The following is a 16,524-nucleotide window of genomic DNA, read 5'->3' on the forward strand; positions in this document are numbered from 1 at the left end:
TGGGTTGAGCGACAGCGAAACCTAACAAAATTCTTGATAATGTTGGGTTATGGCTTCGCCACACTATGGCTAACGCCTCCCGTCAGGGATACGTAAACGTTCCACAACCCAACCTACCGGATAATGACTTTTTAGGCTTAACCGAGCAGTATTGATACAGGAGGCTATTTGATCGCGGTTCTCAATTGTTTGAGTATGCCACCAATACCGACGAAACCTGTATTTCGAGAGATATTCTTGAGAGCTTTTGGTTCGCTTTGGAGGATAATTCCGTTATAGGCAACAATAGCATCATTCAGCTTATTGATATTTACACTTAGCCCAGCACCGCTTTGAGCAATGACATAAACAGGTTTGAGAGCTTTAGTTCCTGCTATTATCTGTCCTGATGTTGCTTGGGCTAGGGGCTGATTTGGTAAGGAAGCGTTATCAGAAGCAAACAAACTTGCGAGAGATGTGACTAGTGCTGTTGCTAGTTGTGGAGAAATACCCGCAGCAGTGAGAGTGTTTGTCAGAGCTACCGCAGCCTGTTGTGACCCAGCACCGCCTGTGAGTAGTGCAGCAACGTCAGCAGCATCACCACCGCCAGCAGCAGCACCACCACCAGCAGCATCACCACCACCAGCAGCAGCACCACCACCAGCAGCATCACCACCACCACCAGCAGCATCACCACCACCAGCATCACCACCGCCAGCAGCAGCACCACCACCGCCAGCAGCAGCAGCGCCGCCACCGCCTGTTGTACTAAGAGCCTGAACAATAGCAGCAGCCAACTGATTCACAGTAACCTGGACTTGTGGAGCCAGAGTGATCACAATAGTGTTCCCCGTTGCACTGTCTGTTACAGTGACGCTAGATGAAGTTGATTCTACGGTCGCTGCTGAAACGGTAACTGTAGATAATGTCGTAGTTGTGTCACCTCCTCCTGTAGTTGTGCCACCAGTGGTACTAACCGCCGACAGAGTACCTGCTGTGGAAACACCAGATATGATGGTGGCGGAAACACCAGGTATGATGGGAACGATGATAGAAATTCCTGTTGCTGTTGTTGCTGTTACTGCCGGTGTTGTTGTTCCTGCTATCGTTGTTGTTGCTGTTGGTGTTGTTGTCGTTGTTGTCGTTGTTGGTGGCGTGGAAAAACCACTAGTTTGTGAACCACCAGTAGCAGCGCCAGAGTCAACACCTGTTGTACCTATACTGGGACTCAAACTCTGGGCTTGATTTGGTAATTGCCAAGCAAATGACAGTAAAGGACTCAAACTAAGGGCAAAAATGAGATTTCTGGTTTTCAACATGATGATTATCTAAAATATGGAACTGTTTGACAATTGATGATATCGTCCTTGATTCCCTGCATCTTTTTTGGCTCTAATATCCCTTAAAATCTTTATATACAAGGGTTTCAGGTTTATCGCCACCCTACTCTATCAGTAAGCCCTATTTAGGCAAGAAATTGAAACCATAACCTATACTTAGCGCAAATGTTGTGCCGCCTACACTGTTATCTGTGAGATCCGCACCTTGGAGTGTAATTGTTAAGGGTAACGTAGGTACAGGAACGAAAGAAGCACCAAGGTTTAAGCCAACCCCACTCCAGCCAAAGCCCACACCGATTTGGGGATGAACTTGCACACCTGCTCCAGCAAATACACCAGTACTGGCGTTACCTTGCCTAAAGTCACCACCTCCAACCCCCAGAGAGAATGAGACGGGCATTTTATTCACAGCATCATTAGGCTTTAAAAGAGAGTAAGTTGTCACCACACCATAGACGCTGGAAGGCCTGATCTCTTCAGTACTGGCTTCAGTCTGATACTGGGCAAAGGTTTTCCAGCCAGCAGCTACACCAATTTGATTGGTTCCTTTAGCGTAGACAATGCGGTGAGCTTTTAAGTCAAAGGCGCCATTAGAACCAAAGTTTTTGACACTACCGTTGTTGAAGGATAATTCTAGACCAACTAGTTTTTGGGAATTACCTAAACCAAAACCAATGCTGGTACTCGCGTCCATGTCATTTATAGAGTTACCTCTATTACCAGCGGTTGCTGTTGATGCTCCCACAAACGCATCACCCATGTTAGCGCCGAAGGCACTGGGAGCAGCAAAACTGAGTCCAGGTGGGTAGGTTGGTTTAGGCTCTACTATTTTAACTTTGATCAGGGGTTCAACTAGTAGCTCTTGGCGGATTTTATTAATATCATCCGGATTGCTGTCCGCTGTTTGTGCAATTAGTTGTGGTTGTTGTTGCTCAGAAATAGATTCAACCTTTGGTTCTGATTGTGCGGCTGTGACTACTTTATTTGTGATTAATTCACTGGGCTGATTTTCAGTTACTATGGCATCTGTCGCTGATGCGGAAGTAACTAAAATGGTGGTGGTTAGCAGTGAAGTTGGCAGGGTTAGTAATAAACCCAAGTAGCAAAAGCGTTTGTAGTGATTAATTAGTATAAGAGAATGCTTTTTCATCTTCAAAATATCACTCCTCACAAGATGTTATTCAGTGGTAACAATCCATGCCCATGTATACAGCTATACAAGATAGTTTTTGAATTTGACTGAATTAAGTAGGTAGATGTCAAATATACTGCGAACGGTTCATAGTTTAACCAAATATTAAACCCCTCCCTATCCCTCTCCTCTTAGGAGAGGGAAAAGGAATGAATAATATTTAATACTGGAGAGGCTTTGAACTGGTTCTTTGTATGATAAAAAAGTCCAGCTTCTAGCCGTTTTGAGTATAACCAAAATGTGTAACGATATGTAAATTCACCTCGATGGGTTATTATCGTTGAGTTTTAGCCATTTCAAAAAACGAAATATATTTTGATTTCCCTCCGCCCAGGTACTTAACATTCAGACAAAATACTAACTATTTTGTATATATATCTACAAGAATTCGACCCCACACCTTTTATTGTACAGGAAATGTAACTTTAAAGGCAAGCTTTACATAAGTAAATATTTTCTTTAAATTAACCAGTACAACACGGCATAAATAAACCAACCATTCTAAATCGTTAAAAAGCCTATACTGTCTTCGTTTTGACTTTTGACTTTTGACGAACGCCCTGCGGTACTAGGAGTGTTTCAGTATATAAGTTAGTATTAGGCTGTAGCAGAATACTACAGTATGAGATATTAAACATGGGGGAGAGTTTTTTGTAAGGGTTGCAAAATAAAGGTTCTGGATCGTTTTTCAGGGAAATACTCTCAATAGTTCTTACAATTTAAGTTGTGCTAAATGACTGCGGGGGTTGTAGGTGCGGATAGCCCGAATTTTCTCATAATATTCTCGTTCTTGGGGGGTGAGGTCTTTGGGAGGAGCGATCGCTACTTTGACAAATTGATCACCACGTCCACCTTTAGCTATAGGCCAACCCTTACCACGTAAGCGCAGGGATTGACCAGAACGAACTCCCGCAGGTAGCTGAACACTGACATGACCATCGGGTGTGGGTACATCTATTGCTGCACCTAATGTGGCTTCATCAGGGGTAATTAAGACTTCGCAAACCAGATTGTCCCCTTCTATTTGGAAAAAAGTATGGGGTTGTAATTCTACCTTTAAGTATAAATCTCCCCGTTGTTGACTCATGGGGTTAATTTGTCCTTTTCCTTTCACCCGTAAACGAGTCCCAGTTTTAGCGCCACCAGGAATACGCACATCAATAGTTTCGTTTCCTAAACTAAAGCGTTTTTGAACACCGGAAAATGCTTCTGCAAAAGTTAAAATAATTACAGCTTCTGTATCTTGTGTGCCACCAGTACCGCTATCTGGAAAACCAAAATCGTTAAAACCGCCACCTGGTCTACCGGAAGGAGTCCGATAAGAGTAACTTTGTCGTCCGCTGCGGGAACCTGCACCACCAAATAATTCGTTTAAGAAGTCATTAAAACTGCCGTATTGACCAAAATCAACTCCGCCCATATCCGTACCAGATCCACCACCGGGAAAACCTTGACCAGCTTGTTTCCAATATTGACCAAATTGATCGTATTTTTTGCGTTTATCTGGGTCCGATAATACTTCGTAGGCTTCATTAACTTCTTTAAATTTGGCTTCAGCCTGTTTGTTATTGGGGTTAACATCAGGATGAAATTTACGGGCTAGTTTGCGAAAAGCTTGTTTAATTTCTTCTGAAGTGGCGGTTTTACTAATTCCTAACATTGCATAATAGTCTTTGAAGTCGGTTGCAGCCATCTACTAGCCTCCTGTAGAAATTTTATTTGGTTTAATGCCGGGCAAAAAGGTTCTGATATTAAATTAACAAACCGTTCCCATGATCAAGTGTGGTTCTTGCTGAATGGGCGATCGCAATTCCCGTACTCATGCCATGATGAAAAGAATATAAGCTCATCTATTCCTTCTTCTACACTAGGGGGAGCATCCTGGATCTGACGGTGCATTCGGAGAATTATATATTGGGGAACTTGGCGAATCCGTTTTTGATTTCGTGCCAAACATAGCCAAACTGGAGTTTTTACCCAAACCCCCATAATATAACTAAAGCCACAATCACGGGCGAGGGTAATTACTTCCCGACGATTTTTCCTTTGGGCGTTGGTAGCATCAAAAATCACTTCTTGATCTGCGGTTATGGCTTGCTGTAATTGCTGTTCCAGTTCGCGCCAAATTAGCAGCCAGGGTCCTTGAATTGCTTCTGAGCCAAAAAGCTGCCCTCGGATAGCATCTGTGGAAATTAGCTGCATCTGAGGGCATTCTGTCAATAATTGTTTTGCTAAGGTTGATTTACCGCTACCAGGAAGACCAATTAGCAAAATTAATTTAGTCATAGGGAATAGGGAACAGGGGACAAGAAAGATAAATCATCCAATTACCAATTACCAATTACCAATCACTACTAACTAAATAATTGTACCATCAGGAATTAAAGCATTTTTGAGAACAACGACAATGCCGCTACGGATGTAAAAGCCTTGCTTTTCTCTTTCTGCTTCTTGGATGTTGTCTTTATTGATAATTTTCACATTGTTACCAATGCGGGCATTTTTATCAATAATGGCACGGCGAATAATGGTATCTGTGCCAATACCGACGGGAACATCATCTTGTTCTAAACTGCATTGTCTTTCTACAGATGGTTGGTAATAGTCAGCACCCATGATCAGGGTTTCTTCAATTACCGATCCTGATTCTATCCGCGATCGCACTCCCAAAACTGAATGTTGAATCCGACAATCTTTTAAAATACAACCGTCGCCAATCATGGATTCTGTGATTTGGCAATTCAACAGTTTAGAGGGGGGTAAGTAACGAGCGCGAGTATAAATTGGTGCTGCTTCATCGTAGAAACTAAAAGGAGGTAGGGGTTGCTTAGTCAGGGCTAAATTAGCCTCATAAAAAGATTCAATTGTCCCAATATCTTCCCAATAGTCGTCAAATAAGAAAGCTTGGACGTTGTGATCCTTGGCTGCGTCAGGAATAATTTCCTTACCAAAATCAGTCCGTTCTAAAGATTCTTTTAGCAACTTAATCAAAACATCTTTTTTAAAGACATAAATCCCCATTGAGGCGATATATGGCTGTAATGCAGCTTGTTCCTTTGTCAACCCCAAAATGGTGGTATCAACACGCATTTGTGCTAAAGCTTCACCTTTAGGTTTTTCGCTAAAGTCAATTACCCTACCTGAATCATTAATTTTCATCAAGCCAAAGTCTGAGGCGCGACGATCATCCATAGGAATTACAGAAAGTGTAATATCAGCATTGGTATCTCTGTGACGCTGGATAAATTGTCGGTAATCCATGCGGTAAAGGTGATCACCGGAAAGAATCAGAAATTCTTCTACATCCCACTCTTGTAACATCCAGATGTACTGACGCACAGCATCAGCCGTACCTTGGAACCAGTTCGGGTTTTCTGGTGTTTGTTGTGCTGCTAACACTTCCACAAACCCATCGCTAAACCCACTGAAGTTGTAAGCACGGGCGATGTGACGATTCAGAGAGGCTGAGTTAAATTGAGTCAGGACGTAGATTTTGAATATTTCGGAATTGATGCAGTTGCTAACAGGTATATCTATTAGACGATATTTCCCTGCTACTGGTACTGCTGGTTTGGCGCGGAGTTTAGTTAACGGATAAAGCCGGGTACCCGCACCCCCACCCAGAATAATTGCTAAAACTTTTTTCACAAAATTTCTCCCAACTGCCTTTCACTCTCATCTACAGTTTAGGACTGTATGTAACAACTAATAAAGGGGGATCAAAGAATCTTAGGGATGAATTTTTGAGATGGCAGTAAATTAGCCAAAATAGAACTTATGTACTATAGTAGTGGGTGGCAGGAGAGTCTAAATTTATAGTTGAAGCAGTATTGCCAATATGAACATTTTGTGCTACTTTTAAGTAGCAATTTACCATTAAAGTTATCATGTTTCAACAACTATCACTATTTGAAGATAAAAATACTCATATTGCTAACTGTTTTTATAGAAGCATTGAGGAATCTGGTTTTAACTATCAAGAAATTGATATAGGTGATATCACATTTAAAGCAGGACAAACAGAGTCAGTACATAGATGGTATCGGCTGACCCCTAGCTATTCGCCAAATTTAGTTCGCTTTTTTATTGATATATTTAAAATTAGTAAAGATGATTTTGTCGTTGATCCATTTAGTGGTAGAGGCACAACAGTTATTGAATGTCAGAAGCATGGAATTAAGGCTATGGGAATTGAGATTAATCCTCTACTTCAGCAAGTGGGAAATAAGTCGTTACTATGGAATATTGATAATACGCATTTAATTAATATTTATCTTGAAGAAATATTTGATACGATTAAAAAATATCAGACATTTTCACTAGAAGATGTTATTGAGATATTCAATACCAGAGTTCCAATTATTCATAATGTCTTTCGTTGGTGGAAAATTCATGTGTTAAAGAATTTGATTATTTGCCGTGAGATAATGAATCAGGAAAAATATAATCCTATTTCTGAATATATCTGGTTGTCTTTGAATAAAGCGTGTTTAGATTGTGCAAATATTCATAGAAATCATCCAACTATTACATTTGATGATAATCATCAGAGGGAGATAGATGTTTATTTGGAAATTAGTACAAATCTCCAGAACATAAAGGAAGATTTGATCAAGCTCAATCAAAAGCAAATATTATTTTCAAATTTTAACTCCATTATAGTCGGTAATTCCACAAACAACTTACAAAATAAGATTATTAATCGTTCTATAGATTTTGTAATTACTTCACCTCCCTATCCAAACCGTTATAGTTATGTTCATCAAACCAGACCTCAATTGCATTTCTTAGAACTATTAGAAGATATTAGTGAAGCTACGGAAATAGATTTACAAGCAATAGGTGGAACATGGGGTAGAGCGACTTCAATTTTACAAAAGGATTTAATTATAGTTCCTGATGAGATTAAGCCATATCTTTCTTACTATGATGAGCTTAAAAATCAAAATATCTTGATGTGTAATTATGCCACCAAATACTTTATTGATTTGTGGAAACATATAAAATGTTTAAAACAGAGCGTATCCAGAAATTTCCAGGGTGTTTATGTTGTGGGTAATTCTAGGCTCTCAAATGTAGAGATATTTACAGAGGTGATTTTGGGGCAGCTTTTTCAACACGAGGGTTTTGAAGTTGAGAAAATAATTTCCTTTAGAAAAAGAGGTGGTAAAAAACGTTTGTATGAAACAGCAGTATGTATTAAAAATTAGAGAAAATATTATCTATCTCTTTTTTCAAAGATTCTGAATTTCTCTGAAGAAAATTATAAAGATCGAAACCAGTAATAGTATGAACTAAATTAAAACTGTTTATTCCTTCATAGAGTTCCCAACTCTTTGATAATCTAAGTACAGGGCTTTTTAAAGATGTATTGCAGAAAATTAACATTACAGGGAGAATTTGATATGATTTCAAAGCTAAGGACGTATCATAATCAGCCTGAATTCTTTTAGAGTCACCAATTTGATAGCATGAACGGACTTCAAATCCTATTCCTTCATGTTGAATCCAATTTTGAGGAATATTTTGGTTAAACTTATTTTTTCTTATTAATCCATCAATGGATCGATCTTGCTCACGCTCACCAATTTTAATATTGACACTAAAGTGTAATTCATTCTCATTTAAGCCAAAACTCTCTTTTAATAAATAGGCAAATAAATTCTCATACATATCACCAAGTTTGCGATGTAAAGAAGTTACAAGATTTCCTCCTACTCTGGCAATAATGTATCTTTCGTCATCTAAACCTACAGAACCAAAGGCAGGATCATTAGCTATGAATTGCTGAAATTCTTCTCTGTTATTGACACCATCATAGCTCTTGTAAGGGTTAAATTCTGAAACTTTTCTAATATTTCCTATAGCTATATTCAGTAACTCATCTTCATTTATCATTTTGTGTTTTCTCCATTTTCTATTTGATTATCAAACAAATCTTTAGCTGTAACTTGAAGAGCATCAGCTAAACGAAAAATATTCATTAAACTAATATTTCGTTCACCTCGCTCTACAGCACCAATGTATGTACGATGTAAGTCAGATTTTTCAGCCAATTCATCTTGGGAAAGTTTTAAACGTTTTCTGAAATAGCGAACTCTGATTCCAAAAGCGTCCATTCTAGCATCCATATTTAAAAAATGTGTGCCTCAATAGATTAAACATTCTACCTCATCAAAACCAAATTATTATATAATTTTATCTGAGCTTTACTCTGGTTCTAAAAAATTATGGCTTTCAATTTAGACCTGATTTAGCTCATTTTTCTTTACCCAGAAATGGCGATCGCGCGATCGCGTCCAGACTCTTTAGCTTGACAAAGAGCATCATCGGCACGTTTTAGTATCACTGTGTCGGTTTTATCATCAGATTGATAGGCAGTTACGCCAATACTGATAGTAATTTTCATGGGTTGAAAGGTAGTATCTATCTCTAAATTACGAATTTGTTCACATAGATGTTCAGCTATTTCCATCGCTTTTTGTAACGTTGTCGCTGGTAAAATGATCATAAATTCCTCACCTCCCAAACGCCCTACTGTATCTTCATTGCGTAACCACTTAACTAACAGTTGAGATATTTCTTTTAAAACTTGATCACCAATGGGATATCCATAGGAATCATTGACAAATTTCAAGTGATCAATATCAATTACTAAAAGTGAAAAAGGTTCTTTGTAACATTGAGTTCGTTGAAATTCTTTTTTCAAAATTGCTAAAATGTTGCGTCTATTGGCAATTCCAGTTAAGACATCAGTATTTGCTAGTTTTTTTAATTTCTGACTTAGTAATTTCTGTTTGTTTAAAGCAATTCTTAATTTATTCTCAATTTGATTGCGTTCACTCACATCTCTCATAGAAACAATTGAGACTTTTTGATCTAACCATTCAGTTTTACCAACAGTAATTTCTGCCCGTCCGATAATTCCTCGAGAACGAATAATATCAAGTTCTGCAACTTTTCCTACTACAATTGGTAGTCCCAATTCATGATTGATTAAATTGGATAAGGATCTATCAAACATTTGCGCCGCAGCCGGATTAGCAAATTTTACAACTCCTGCTTCATCAACAATTAAAATTCCATCTTTGATATGAGTAACGATGGTATTGAGTTTATTTTCACTTTGTTGTAACTGTCTAGTTTGGCGTTTTAGTTGAATATGTGTCTGCACACGGGCTAATAATTCTGTAGATCGAAAAGGCTTGGTTACATAGTCAGCCGCGCCCTTTTCAAAGGCTTCTATTAAATGTTCTTCTTCGTGACTAGCAGTCAGAAATAAAATTGGGATATGATGATAATTTGGATTTTTCTTAATTTGTTCACAAACTTCCAAGCCACTCATTTCTGGCATTAATAAGTCTAATAAAATTAAATCTGGTTGAATTGCTTGCAGACGTTGGAGAGCTTCTTTTCCACTTAAAGCATAGGTAATAGAATACCCTTGCGTTTCTAGGGTTCTTCCTAAAACTTGAATATTTTGAATCAGGTCATCAACAATTAATATTGTACAATCTTGGGGATTAAAAGCAATTTTTTCCATTATTTATATAACAGGGAATAGGGAACAGGGAACAGGGAACAGGGAACAGAAAATCCAAAAGAGGTTTTGGGAAATTTTCGGTTTGAAAAAGTGAATTAGGTGCAAGGAATTAGCATGGAAACCATTAAAAACCTATCACTTTTCAGATTCGAGGCTATTCTTATCTCCTGATAATTCTTCCTTCTGACTCCTGACTCCTGACTCCTGACTCCTGCTGTATATTTGTAGAATTTATAATAATCTTTTAGGGTAGCAATTTTTGTAACTTTTTGCTAATTTGTGGGAAATTAGCAGCGGTGTCAGCCAAATGAGCCAAATCAAAGGTATCAATTTGGGTTTTTAGCGTATTAGCGTATTCTATCAAATCAGGACATTTATACTGTTCTCCCCAATTTTGCAATCGCAGCGCAAAAGCTCGTAATTGGTCAATTAGCAGGGTTTGGTGTAAGGTTTTCCAGACAGATGCTTCTTCCTGTTGTAATAATTTTATCAGTTCTGGTAACTTTTCTAAGGACTGGGGCGGCATTGCGGAAATGATGGTTTGTGTTTGGGAGGTAGATTTTAAGTCTACCAATAACTGCGCGGGGAATAAACGTTGCAACTCACTAAAAAGATCCTGACGACTAACTGGTTTGCGGAGAAATCCTTGAGCTAAGGGTTGTAATTCTTCAAAGTCCTGTTCTTGAATGGAAGCTGTGACGATGATCACACAAATATCCGCTGTGGAGGGATTTTGCTTCAGGGCTTGCAAAACGGTGATTCCATCCATTTGCGGCATGACCAAATCTAGTAATATCAGGTCAGGATGATGTTCAATGGCTAATTTAAGAGCGATCGCTCCATTGTCTGCCATGATAATTTGGTGAGCAGTAGCATTAAAATAGGCCTGGAGTAAATCTCGGTTAGATTGTACGTCATCAACAATGAGAATTTTCAGAGCCGGAAATTGACTTAAATCATGATTTTCTGGGGTGAATGATGGTGAACTTGCTGTAGTTTGAGTGACTGTAATTTCGGGAAATATTAAGGTGAAGGTGCTACCCTGTTCCAACTCACTTGTTACCTCAACAGTACCACCCATCATTTGGGTTAGACGGCGGCTAATAGTTAATCCTAGCCCGGTTCCGCCGTACTTGCGATTACTTTGTCCTTGACTTTGACGAAAAGCATCAAAAATCAAAATTTGATCACGGGGAGAAATCCCAATCCCTGTATCAGAAACGGCAATTTCTAAGTGGGCATGATTGGGAATATTAGGGTTAGTGCGGCTATGGACACGGATGGTAATACCACCTTTTTCGGTAAATTTAATCGCATTACCAACAACATTTACGAAAATTTGTCGCAACCTGACTTCATCAATATATATTGCTCCGGGAATGAATTCATCAACTTGCAGATTTAAAAATAATCCTTTTTCTTTGGCTCTTTGCAAAAACATTTGTTGAATGTCTTGCAGCAGTGAGGGAAGATTGACAGATTCGTAGTTGAGTTTGAGTTTCCCAGCTTCAACTTTCGATAAGTCCAGGATATCGTTAATTAGGGTTAGTAGGGTGCGGCCATTGGTTTGAATGGCTTGGAGATAACTTTGGGCTAAATCATCACTGACGAGATTTTGTAATAGTTCGGAGAATCCTAAAATAGCGTTCATGGGTGTGCGAATTTCATGGCTCATGTTGGCCAGAAATTCACTTTTGGTGCGACTAGCGGCTTGAGCTTTTTCGGTGGCTGCTTCTAGGGCTAGGTTTTGTTGAGCGAGTTCTATTTGTCGCTGTTCGGCTTGTTGTAGAAGTTTAGCATGAGCGATCGCAATTCCCACTTGAGCAGCTACGGCTTCTAACAGGGCAATGTCTTCAGTAATCCAATGACGTTGGTAATTACACTGATGTAAACAAATCAGCCCGTTGGCTTTTCCTTGATAGGATGTGCGAATTGCCAATATTGATTTTAGACCAATTTTTTGAGAAGTTTCTATGCTGGATGATACCAGTGGATCAGTAAATACATTATCTATAATAATCGCTGTATCTTGCTGAAGGATTTGATGAATTTGGGGATTACCGGCAATAGGTCCTAGGACTCCTTGAAGGGAAGCAATATCACCGCTCAAGTATTCTGCTACTATTGGTAGATGTTCCGTTGGTTCAAGTTCGTAAGTATGCAGGAAACAACGATCTACTCCAAAGGCTTCACCAATGCGGTTTGCGGAGGTTTCAAAGATTTTTTGGGGTTCGAGACTTTGGCGAATTTCGTCGGTGATTTGTTTTAATAGTCGTTCCCGTTGTACCTGTTGTTCAAGAATCTTTTCAGCAGCTTTGCGATCGCTAATATCAACTAAATAGCCTACACACTCTAACGGCTCACTTTCTTGATCTCTAATTAACCGCAACTGAGCAAAAAACCAGCGATAGTCACCATTAGCGCAGTGTAACCGATATTCTAAGGAATAGGTATTATCAAATTCCAACCTATTTAATCCTGCTAACACCCGATTTCTATCTTCGGGATGGATATAATCGTACCAAAAACCAGTTTCATCTAAAAACACTTCTGGAGAATAACCGAGAATCAGCTGCACGTTATCACTAATAAAGGTAGCTCGATAATCTCCAATGGGTTGACAACTAAATAAAATGGTTTGGCTGGAATTCATCAAAGCTCGTAATCGTTCTTCACTTTGCAACAAAGCCATTTGTGCTTGTTTGAGTTCGGTAACTTCCACAACTACCGAACTGACAGCCTTACCACCATCAAGTTGATTAACGGGATAATAACTAGCAATCCAATGTCTTTGGATATTTGGTTGGGAATGTGTAAACCCAGAAATTTCTACATTGCGAATTGATTTTCCTGTTGCTAATACCTGATATAAAATCGGTTCAACTCGATTTGCTAAATCTGGTAATACTTCTCGGAGTTGTTTACCAATATGTGCATTAGCTGATAAACCATTAATTTCCGCCATTGCTTCGTTAATTCGCACAAAGCGTAATTCTTCGTCATGGAGTACCAACCCCACCGGATTTGTATTATACAGTTTTTCTAATTCCTCCGTCCGGCGTTGTAGAGCTTCCTGGACTTGCTTAATTTCATTAATATTGACAAAAGTAATGACTACCCCATCCGTTTGTCCATCATCTCTAAGGTATGGATATAAACGCATTAACAAATTAACATCCGTATTATTTAATTTTACCTCTTGTTCAATGGGGCGTTCTGTTTCCACTACCCGCTGTAATAATTCCAGCAGATTGGGACAATTCATATTATGAGTAATGTGCTGAATTGGGCGTTCAACATCAGTTTCTAAGAGGTTAATAGCGGTTGTGGCTGCGGGAGTAAATTTCCGAATTCGCAATTCTCTATCTAGGAAAATTACGCCAATTTCACTACTTCTGAGCAAATTATCCACGTCGTTGGACAATTCTAATAATTGACGAATTTTTGTTTGATATTCTGTATTAACTGTATATAGTTCTTCGTTAACGGAATGTAGTTCTTCGTTGGTACTTTGCAACTCTTCATTAGAAGCCAGTAGTTCTTCGTTAGTGGCTTGTTGTTCTTCGTTAGTAGTTTCTAATTCTTCAATTGTGGCTTGGAGGTTTTCTCTGGTTTGCTGTAATTCATATTCTAAATCGAGAATGCGTTGAGTTGCTTCCGCGTCCTGTTGAAAAGCTTCGGGACGGTTGGGTAAAGAAGGACGTTCTTCATTTTCAATGATTAACATGAAGAAGTCTGTCATGCGGGTATCTCCCGTATGATAGGTAACTTCCAAATTGACACTGCGAATATTATCGCCCTGATTTAAGTGAATATTACCGTAAAGAACGGTTTTTCGTTCTCGTTTGGCACGATGTAGGGCAGTATTAATCGGTAATTTTAGGGTAGTTGGGACTAAATCGGCGATCACTCTGGTCATTTGTCCTTCTGGGACTTGCATAATCTGTACCATATCAGTAACGACGTGGAACAGTTCTAAATCATCATTAACTAACAAACAGGTACATTGTCGGCGACGCACAAAAGCACTAAAAGCCGCACTCAAAGCCGGATCAAATTGTACCGTCCCCCGTCTGGTTTGACTAGGACGAGCGACAACGGGAGTTATATATTCTAAATTTTGATTCAGAATCGGTAAACGCACATTTCGCCGCTTTTGATAAATTTTAAATTTCTCATACAGGGGACTAAATTCTTCAATTAATTCCCCTGGTGTTTCCGCTGCACCCAACAACAAAATACCCTTGTGCATTAAGGAAAAATGCAACATTCGCATCACGTGTTGCTGCAAAACTGGCTGCATATATATCAGGACATTGCGGCAGCTAATCAGGTGCATTCGCGTAAATCCGGCATTTTTCGCCAAATTGTGGGGAGCAAAAATAATCATTTCCCGCAACGCCCGCGACACATGGAAATTCCGGTTACGGAAGGTAAAATATTTTTCTAACCGTTTACGAGAAACATCAATACTAATACTTTCCGGATATATACCCTCTGCGGCTTTACTTAAAGCGGCTGCATCTATGTCTGTGGCGAAAATTTTCACACTCAGTTGTTTACCTAAGCGGTTGATGACCTCATCCATCAAAATCGCCATTGAATAGGCTTCTTCCCCGGTAGCACAAGCTGTCACCCACACTCTTAACTGTTGACCATTTTCCAAGGGGCTAATTAATTCCGGTAATACTTCTTTATCTAAGTATTCCCAGGCGGCTGAATCCCGGAAAAACCTTGTCACCCCAATCATTAAGTCATCTCGCAGCAGCGCCCGTTCTTCGCTGGAGGTTCTTAAATATTCTACGTATTCATCTAAGAGATTATGCCCACTCAGGGAACAACGGCGGTAAATGCGACGGCTGAGGGTGCTGGGTTTATAATAGGAAAAATCGAGCTTTTCGTATTGATTAAGAATTTGAATAATGGCACGGAGTTTTTCTGACTCTAGTTCTGGAAGGAGGGATTCCCCTTGTGTCGCACCTTGACGCTGCATTTGGATGATTTCATAAATCGTCCGCGCCATTTCTGCTGGTGGTAGCACTTGATCTACAATACCTGTAGCGATCGCACTTTGGGGCATTCCATCAAATTCCGCTGTTCCCGGTGACTGGACAAAGGTTAACCCACCGGACTCACTAATGCTTTGTATTCCCCTTGTCCCATCACTTCCCGTCCCTGAAAGAATCACAGCCATTGCTTGTTCTCCCTTATCTCTAGATAGGGAATCGAGAAAAATATCAATGGGGAAATTCGGTTGCTGTCGAGGCGGTTCACTTTGCTGAATTAACTCTAAAATCCCATCATTAACAACTAAATTATTCTGAGGAGTAATTAAATATACTATATTCGGTTCAATCTGCATTCCGCTCTGTACCCGCTTCACTATCATGCGAGTCCGACGTTCTAGCAGTTCTTTCATTAAACTTTTAAAGTCTGGAGATAGGTGCTGCACCACAACAAAGGCCGCCCCACTATCTGCGGGCATATTATCAAAAAATTCTTCTAATGCTCGTAGTCCTCCCGCAGAAGCCCCAATGCCAACTACGAAGCAATGGGTCTTAGTCTCTTCAGACACTACTTATAAACTCCTAATTTTATTAGTTAACTATTTATTGTAAGGTATCAAAGCAGCGATTCCGAAAATCTTGTCGCGCGCGAAAAACTGTATTTGGGGCTTGACAATTGATTTAAAATTTGTTATCATGGATTTGATAAGGAAGAACTATCTTAAAATAAAACCAATTATTCGTGAGGTTTGATCGTGGTTATTACTCAAACCAGTCCCCCCAGTATTGCCCAGGATATAACAACAACTCACTTCACTCCAGATGAGTATCGGGTAATGGAGGAAACCGCCGTAGAAAAACATGAATATCGTAACGGGGAAATTATTGCAATGGCTGGAGGTTCAGAAGTTCATAGTCGTCTTACCGTCAATATTACTACTTTACTTAATTTAGCTCTCAGAGATACTAATTTTCAAACTTATAATGGGGACTTAAGAATCTGGATTTCTGAGTTTAATCATGGTACTTATGCTGATGTTCTTGTAATTAATGGTGAACCAGAGTTTAATGGCGATGCCTGCGGCGAGCGAAGCTATCGCACCGATGAAATTCTCAATCCTCTAGTAATTGTAGAAGTTTTATCACCCTCTACTGAAGGTTATGATAGGGGTGAAAAATTTAGAAAATATCGCTCCCTTCCTAGCTTTTGTGAATATCTACTAGTTAGCCAAACTGAACCCTATATTGAGCAGTATCACAAACTTGATGATAATAGCGATAGGGAAGCGCTGCTGCAAGCAGTTCGCTGGCAATGGCAAGTTTATGATCATATTGATCAGTCTATATTAGTACATAGTTTAAATGTAGAAGTTCCTCTTGGTGAAGTTTATCGTCGGATTAATTTCTAAAAGCTGACTCACGATTTATATAGCGGTAATTTTTAAAGCTGGTTCGTTACAGTTA

11 protein-coding genes are annotated in these 16,524 nt (G+C 39.4%); 2 read left to right on the plus strand and 9 right to left on the minus strand.

From position 1 onward, the window contains the following. Positions 1-164: 164 nt before the first annotated feature. The 5 genes from CA730_RS24640 to CA730_RS19185 form a co-directional block, all read right to left on the minus strand. Positions 165-1,298 (minus strand): hypothetical protein, encoded by a 1,134-nt coding sequence (locus tag CA730_RS24640; RefSeq protein WP_157750022.1) that lies wholly within the window; start codon positions 1,296-1,298, stop codon positions 165-167. A gap of 142 nt (positions 1,299-1,440) precedes the next feature. Then, entirely contained in the window at positions 1,441-2,469 is a 1,029-nt protein-coding gene (locus CA730_RS19170) for a hypothetical protein (RefSeq protein WP_407919745.1), read from the minus strand. Positions 2,470-3,223: 754 nt separating this feature from the next. Then, entirely contained in the window at positions 3,224-4,204 is a 981-nt protein-coding gene (locus tag CA730_RS19175) for a DnaJ C-terminal domain-containing protein (RefSeq protein ID WP_096669716.1), read from the minus strand. Positions 4,205-4,287: 83 nt separating this feature from the next. Next, positions 4,288-4,797 carry an AAA family ATPase gene (locus tag CA730_RS19180; RefSeq protein ID WP_096669718.1) on the minus strand — a complete coding sequence of 170 codons (510 nt, stop codon included), beginning with the start codon at positions 4,795-4,797 and terminating at the stop codon, positions 4,288-4,290. A gap of 72 nt (positions 4,798-4,869) precedes the next feature. After that, complete coding sequence (locus CA730_RS19185) at positions 4,870-6,159, minus strand: glucose-1-phosphate adenylyltransferase (RefSeq protein WP_096669720.1); 1,290 nt, start codon at positions 6,157-6,159, stop codon at positions 4,870-4,872. Positions 6,160-6,398: 239 nt separating this feature from the next. Between CA730_RS19185 and CA730_RS19190 the strand changes: the two genes are divergently transcribed. Beyond that, positions 6,399-7,721 carry a DNA methyltransferase gene (locus CA730_RS19190; protein WP_096669722.1) on the plus strand — a complete coding sequence of 441 codons (1,323 nt, stop codon included), beginning with the start codon at positions 6,399-6,401 and terminating at the stop codon, positions 7,719-7,721. Here CA730_RS19190 and CA730_RS19195 read toward each other — a convergent pair. The 4 genes from CA730_RS19195 to CA730_RS19210 all read right to left on the minus strand — a co-directional run bounded on the left by CA730_RS19195 (position 7,711) and on the right by CA730_RS19210 (position 15,629). Next, complete coding sequence (locus CA730_RS19195) at positions 7,711-8,409, minus strand: type I restriction endonuclease (RefSeq protein WP_096669724.1); 699 nt, start codon at positions 8,407-8,409, stop codon at positions 7,711-7,713. The two genes, CA730_RS19190 and CA730_RS19195, sit on opposite strands and share 11 nt — an antisense overlap. Then, complete coding sequence (locus CA730_RS19200; protein ID WP_039201598.1) at positions 8,406-8,642, minus strand: helix-turn-helix domain-containing protein; 237 nt, start codon at positions 8,640-8,642, stop codon at positions 8,406-8,408. The genes CA730_RS19195 and CA730_RS19200 overlap by 4 nt, the downstream gene beginning before the upstream one ends. A gap of 137 nt (positions 8,643-8,779) precedes the next feature. Further along, positions 8,780-10,054, minus strand: coding sequence for a diguanylate cyclase (locus CA730_RS19205; protein WP_096669726.1), 1,275 nt, complete (start codon positions 10,052-10,054; stop codon positions 8,780-8,782). 244 nt (positions 10,055-10,298) lie between these two features. After that, a complete protein-coding gene (locus CA730_RS19210) occupies positions 10,299-15,629 on the minus strand; it encodes a chemotaxis protein CheB (RefSeq protein WP_096669728.1) in 5,331 nt (1,776 codons plus the stop codon). A gap of 186 nt (positions 15,630-15,815) precedes the next feature. On the opposite strand from CA730_RS19210, the gene CA730_RS19215 reads away from it, so the two are divergent. Then, positions 15,816-16,469 carry a Uma2 family endonuclease gene (locus CA730_RS19215; RefSeq protein ID WP_172891216.1) on the plus strand — a complete coding sequence of 218 codons (654 nt, stop codon included), beginning with the start codon at positions 15,816-15,818 and terminating at the stop codon, positions 16,467-16,469. The last annotated feature ends 55 nt before the right edge of the window (positions 16,470-16,524 follow it).

This window comes from Dolichospermum compactum NIES-806 (genome assembly GCF_002368115.1).
Classification (GTDB): domain Bacteria; phylum Cyanobacteriota; class Cyanobacteriia; order Cyanobacteriales; family Nostocaceae; genus Dolichospermum; species Dolichospermum compactum.

Bases quoted from the DNA above. Each gene is read 5' to 3' on its own strand.
- CA730_RS24640 (WP_157750022.1), bottom strand. From the start codon at position 1,298: ATGTTGAAAACCAGAAATCTCATTTTTGCCCTTAGTTTGAGTCCTTTA.
- CA730_RS19170 (WP_407919745.1), bottom strand. From the start codon at position 2,469: ATGAAAAAGCATTCTCTTATACTAATTAATCACTACAAACGCTTTTGC.
- CA730_RS19175 (WP_096669716.1), bottom strand. From the start codon at position 4,204: ATGGCTGCAACCGACTTCAAAGACTATTATGCAATGTTAGGAATTAGT.
- CA730_RS19180 (WP_096669718.1), bottom strand. From the start codon at position 4,797: ATGACTAAATTAATTTTGCTAATTGGTCTTCCTGGTAGCGGTAAATCA.
- CA730_RS19190 (WP_096669722.1), top strand. From the start codon at position 6,399: ATGTTTCAACAACTATCACTATTTGAAGATAAAAATACTCATATTGCT.
- CA730_RS19195 (WP_096669724.1), bottom strand. From the start codon at position 8,409: ATGATAAATGAAGATGAGTTACTGAATATAGCTATAGGAAATATTAGA.
- CA730_RS19200 (WP_039201598.1), bottom strand. From the start codon at position 8,642: ATGGATGCTAGAATGGACGCTTTTGGAATCAGAGTTCGCTATTTCAGA.
- CA730_RS19205 (WP_096669726.1), bottom strand. From the start codon at position 10,054: ATGGAAAAAATTGCTTTTAATCCCCAAGATTGTACAATATTAATTGTT.